Genomic DNA, 4,775 nt, shown 5'->3' on the forward strand with positions numbered 1-4,775 from the left:
CCCCGGAGCCGTGCCCGTGTCCGACCGGCCCCGGACGCCCCGTCGCGCCGGGCCGGGCGGGGGGCCGCGCATCCGCCCCGCCTGGACCCCCTCAACCGGGGTGTTGCGGCGGCTCCTGGAGCCCAGGCGACGTCCGACCCCTTCCGCGGTTGTCGCTACTGGCCCGCCGCCGGGTCGCCGTCGCCGAGGCCGATCCACCAGTGTCCGTCATCCTTGACCAGCAGCAGCTCCTGCCGCTGGCCGGTCTCCTCGTACGTCACCGTCACCGGGTTGAAGTAGTCGACGGCCCCCTCCAGCAGTGACCTCGACGTGCCCGCCCGCGGCTTCGCCGTACTCGCGCACGTACTTGGCCGAGGCCGGCCCGGGCTTCTTGTACGCGGGCCCGGCGAGCTCGGCAACCCCCTTCGCGTCGCCGTCCTTGAGCCGCTGCACATAGATCCGTACGAGGGTGTCGACGTCCTCGGCCGTCTCCTGAACGTCGGGGTACTCGGACTTGTCGGCGCGCACTGCCACGTCGACCTTGGGCGAGTCGGCCAGGGCGTAGGGCGCCCGGAACCAGTTCCACCACACGGCCGCGGCGAGCCCGACGACAACGACGACTATGCCGCTGCCCAGCAGGATGACCCTCTTCTTCATACGCACCTTCCCACCAGTATCAGTTGGGCTTGACGCGGATGATCGAGTAGTCGGTTCCCTTGCCGGCCCCCGTCAGGTACTCGTTCAACGGCTTGTCGAGCCGGTTGTCGTTGCGCGCGGTGACGTAGGCCTTGCCGTTCTCCACCTTGGTGATCACGCCGGCGTGATCATGGACGCCCGGGACCACGTCTTCCAGAAACAACCGCCCTTGATCCGGGGCTGGCAGTGATGGTCGGCGACGCTGACGGCTCGGGTCAGGGTCGCCGACTCCAGGTGGCGTGTGGAACAGACCTTCCAGGGCGAGATGGGCCTATGGGGCTGCGAACCCACACCGCCCGAGCGGTCTGTCAGCCGACCGTCCACTTCTGGTTGGCTCCGCCGGAACACGACCAGATCTGCAGTCGTGTGCCATTGGCCGAGTTGTTGCCCGTGACATCGAGGCACTTGTCGGCCTGCGGGTTCACGATGTCGCGAGCCGCGCTGACCGTCCATTTCTGGTTGGGACCGCCATTGCAGTCCCACAGTTGGACCGTGGTGCCGTCCGCCGTGCCGTTGCCGGTGACGTCCAGGCACTTGCCGAGCGCGCGGATCGTGCCGTCCGAGGACACCGTCCACTGCTGGGCGGCGGTCCCGTTGCAGTCGTAGAGCTGTACGGGCGTTCCGTTGGCCGAATTGGCGGCGGCCACGTCCACGCACTTGCCCGCGAGGCCCTTGATCGGAGCGGCGGTGCCGCCGGAGCTGTCGCTCGTCGTGACCTTCACCTCGTCGACGACGAGCTGCTGCGGGAACGTGGTGGAGCCGTCGGGGTCGCCGGGCCAGTACCCGCCGACCGCGAGGTTCAGGATCAGGAAGAACGGCTTGTTGAACACCCAGCTGTTGCCGCCCAGATCGGCGGGCGTACGCCGCTGGTAGACCGTTCCGTCCACCGACCAGGTGATCGTGTTCGGTGCCCAGTCGACCGCGAAGGTGTGGAAGGCGTCCGCGAAGGCCTGGCCGTTCGGCAGGGAGTAGCCGGCGCCGATACCGCCGGACCCGGAGTACCCGGGACCGTGGATCGTGCCGTGCACGGTGGACGGCTCGAAGCCGACGTTCTCCATGACGTCGATCTCGCCGGAGTTCGGCCAGCCGACCTGTCCGATGTCGCTGCCGAGCATCCAGAACGCCGGCCACATGCCCTGCCCGCGCGGGATCTTCATCCGGGCCTCGACATGTCCGTACGTCGACGTGAACTTCCCGGAGGTGTTCAACCGGGCCGACGTGTACTGGCATGTGCCGTACCAGCACTGGTAGTTGGAGGGATTCTCCTTGCGGGCCGTGATCACCAGATGGCCCTGGCCGTCCAGCGCCGCGTTCTTGTTGCCCGACGTGTAGTACTGCCGTTCATGGTTGTTGACGTTGTCGCCGGTCTCTGTCTGCCACTTGGACGAGTCGACGGCCGAACCGGCGGGACCGTCGAAGGTGTCCTGGAACGTCACGGCCGCCGCGGCGGCCGCCGGACCCGCGTGGGCGGGAGCGACGACGGCCGAGGCGGAGGCGACGAGCGCGGCGGACAGTGCGGCGAAGAGGCATCTTCGGAGCAGGCGTGGGGAGTCCATGACTCTCATTTCCGTACGGCTACCCGGGGGGAGAGTGAGCCGACTGAGGTGGGGGGTGCATGCTTCGCCTCTTGATTTAAGAAGTGAGGTAAGGGAGTGTCAAGACTCTGGTCCGGACCAATACTCGGGGTGATGCCTCAGGCGCGAAGACGCTTCCTCGGGTGCACCGCCCGGCCGAACCGGCGTCCCAGAAGGAGGTAACCCACCAGCGCCCCGGTCGTGTTGAGGATGACGTCGTCGATGTCGAAGGACCGCCCGGTGATGAGGGCTCCCTGGACCAGCTCGACCAGGAGCATGACCACCGCGGTGAGCGCGAGGACGCGCAGGATTCCGCGGGTCCTCGGGAACACCACGGGCAGCAGCACTCCGAAGGGCACGCCGAGCAGGAGGTTCCCGCCGATCTGCTTGACGGCGTCGCGCAGCTCCGGCTGGTCGAGATAGGCCCGCAGGGAGCGCCCGGGGTGAAGGTTGTCGTGGATCAGCGCGGTCGACGCCGGTGAGGGCTCCAGCGTCAGCCGGGCCAGTGCGACCGCGAAGGCGACCATGGCCGCGAAGGCGATCAGCATGGCCAGCAGCCGGAAGGGCAGCGCCAGGGCACTGGGCTCTCGTGCCGGGGCCGGCGGAGTCCGGCGGCCGAAGAGCGACCGCGGCTTCTCCGACCTGTCCCGCTCGGACTTCGAGGCCCCCTTGCCCCGCTCGGACTTCGACGCCGACTTCCCCCGGTCCGATCCTGACTTCGGTGCCGATTTCCGGCGACCTGCCTTCGCGGCACGCGTGCGCAACGCAGTGCGGACCATGCGACCCTCCCCATATCAAACTGCCCTCTGGTGCAGCCCGGATACCCCGGATGGGGCCGAGGATGCCCAGGACTCGGCAAAAGGGGGAGGGCTTTCGCGGCAGCGCGATGTCCCCGGCGTGGTCCGGATCGTCGGACCCTCGACGGTGTCCCACGGCGGTGCCCTCGTCGGCGTAGCGCTTTGCCCCACCTCGGCCGGGCCGGCGCTCGGCCGGGGTGCCTCGATCCGGGGAATCGGTCAGGCCCTAGGCGTCCTTCGCCTTCGCGTAGTCGGTGGCCATGCCTCCCGCGAAATCGTGCACGATGACCTGTTCGTCACCCACGACCCAGGCGTCGTGCCCGGGCGGACAGACGAAGACGTCGCCGGGCCCTACCTCGCCCTCGCCGCCGTCGTCCATGACGAGGTGCATCCGTCCCTGGACGACATAGCCGTTGTGGTGGACCTCGCAGCTCTTCGTCCCGGCGATCGGGCCCACGGACTCGGACCATCGCCAGCCCGGTTCGAAGGTTCCCACGGCGAAGTCGAGCCCGCTCATGTGAACCGCCTCGAGGTGGCCGCGCGGGAAGTCGCGTCGCTCATCGGGCTTGTCGACCGTCTTGATCTCCAGCATGACGGCTCCCTTCCCTTGCCTCCTTCCATCGTCTGCCCGCACGGACGTGACTGCCATCCGGGGAACGCCTCCGTGACAGCGGCAGGCGCCGGGGGCGACCACGTGATCGCCTCCGGCGCCATCGCTGCCGCCCGGACTCAGGCACCGTAGGTGACGGTCACCTCCTTGAAGCCGAGAGAACGCAACAGGCCTTCGAGCATGCCGGTGGTGTTCTCCTCGGCCCGCGCGGTCAGCCGGCTGTCCTTGGCGGCCGCGCCGATGTGCTTGGCCGCGAGCCGCTGCACGGCCCGCTCGTCATTCGGGTTGCCCGAGAAGATGTCGCCGATCCGGTCGAGGAGACCGCGCTGCTTCGAGACGGCGTAGGAGTGGTCGGGGTCGAGAGCGGGTTTGCCCAGGGCCGCGTGCGGCAGATGGAGCGTGGCCGACGTTCGGTCGTCGTTGACCGTCACGTCCTTCTGGCCGATGTGCCCGAGATCGACATAGGCGTCGACGGTGCCGGCGCCCACGTACAGCGTGCGGGTGCCGCGGATCGCGTCGGGCAGGTACTTGGCGTCCTTCTCCAGGTCCACGACCACCTGGAAGTTGCCCGAGGCGGCGTCGTAACGGCTCATGTCCTGGATCGACTTGAGAAGCGTGGGGCCCGAATTGTCGTGTGTCTCCGTGCCGAACACGTCGCGCAGCCCCGGCAGAACGGCCAGCCGCAGCCCGGCGAAGAGCACCACGAGCACCAGCACGAAGGCGGAGACCACCTTCGCCCAACCGGGCATGCGCTTGATGGACGTCGTCATGTCGACGGTCCTCCTTTCAACCGTCCGTGTACCCGCCAAGCCCTTTGGCAGGCCGCCCGGTTGGACCGGGAAGGTTCGCTGAACGGCTTCAGCGCGTCCGGGACACGCCGGCGGTAAATCGAGAGCTGCGCGTCTGCCTCCGCGGGGTGGGACACGCGTGAAGTGTCCCGCCCCGCCCCGCCCCGCGTCGCTGTTCGACGTTGAGGTGGGCCGACCCGGCGACGGCCTGGGTGTTCCGCGGGCCGCGGAACACGGTCTAGCTGTATTGACCCGCAGCGTTGTTGACACGGCTGATCGGTGGTTTGCCTCCGAGTGCGGTGTGGCAGCGGTGGTGGTTGTAGGTGTGCAG

At 68.6% G+C, this 4,775-nt stretch carries 6 protein-coding genes; all 6 read right to left on the reverse strand.

Annotation, left to right across the window (positions count from 1 at the left end):
• Positions 1 to 207: 207 nt before the first annotated feature.
• The 6 genes from ACFWBT_RS41840 to ACFWBT_RS41865 all read right to left on the reverse strand — a co-directional run bounded on the left by ACFWBT_RS41840 (position 208) and on the right by ACFWBT_RS41865 (position 4,426).
• Complete coding sequence (locus ACFWBT_RS41840) at positions 208 to 636, reverse strand: hypothetical protein (protein ID WP_385709718.1); 429 nt, start codon at positions 634 to 636, stop codon at positions 208 to 210.
• A 19-nt stretch (positions 637 to 655) separates the two neighbouring features.
• A complete protein-coding gene (locus tag ACFWBT_RS41845; RefSeq protein WP_385709720.1) occupies positions 656 to 793 on the reverse strand; it encodes a hypothetical protein in 138 nt (45 codons plus the stop codon).
• Positions 794 to 983: 190 nt separating this feature from the next.
• Complete coding sequence (locus ACFWBT_RS41850) at positions 984 to 2,231, reverse strand: ricin-type beta-trefoil lectin domain protein (protein WP_385709723.1); 1,248 nt, start codon at positions 2,229 to 2,231, stop codon at positions 984 to 986.
• Between the two features lie 137 nt (positions 2,232 to 2,368).
• The gene (locus ACFWBT_RS41855; protein ID WP_385709725.1) at positions 2,369 to 3,028 is read right to left on the reverse strand and encodes a VanZ family protein; all 660 of its coding nucleotides are present in this window, start codon (positions 3,026 to 3,028) and stop codon (positions 2,369 to 2,371) included.
• A gap of 244 nt (positions 3,029 to 3,272) precedes the next feature.
• Positions 3,273 to 3,638 carry a cupin domain-containing protein gene (locus ACFWBT_RS41860; RefSeq protein ID WP_385709728.1) on the reverse strand — a complete coding sequence of 122 codons (366 nt, stop codon included), beginning with the start codon at positions 3,636 to 3,638 and terminating at the stop codon, positions 3,273 to 3,275.
• Positions 3,639 to 3,775: 137 nt separating this feature from the next.
• Positions 3,776 to 4,426 carry a DUF4230 domain-containing protein gene (locus ACFWBT_RS41865; protein ID WP_385709731.1) on the reverse strand — a complete coding sequence of 217 codons (651 nt, stop codon included), beginning with the start codon at positions 4,424 to 4,426 and terminating at the stop codon, positions 3,776 to 3,778.
• Between the last annotated feature and the right edge of the window lie 349 nt (positions 4,427 to 4,775).

This window comes from Streptomyces sp. NPDC060027 (assembly GCF_042737005.1).
GTDB lineage: Bacteria > Actinomycetota > Actinomycetes > Streptomycetales > Streptomycetaceae > Streptomyces.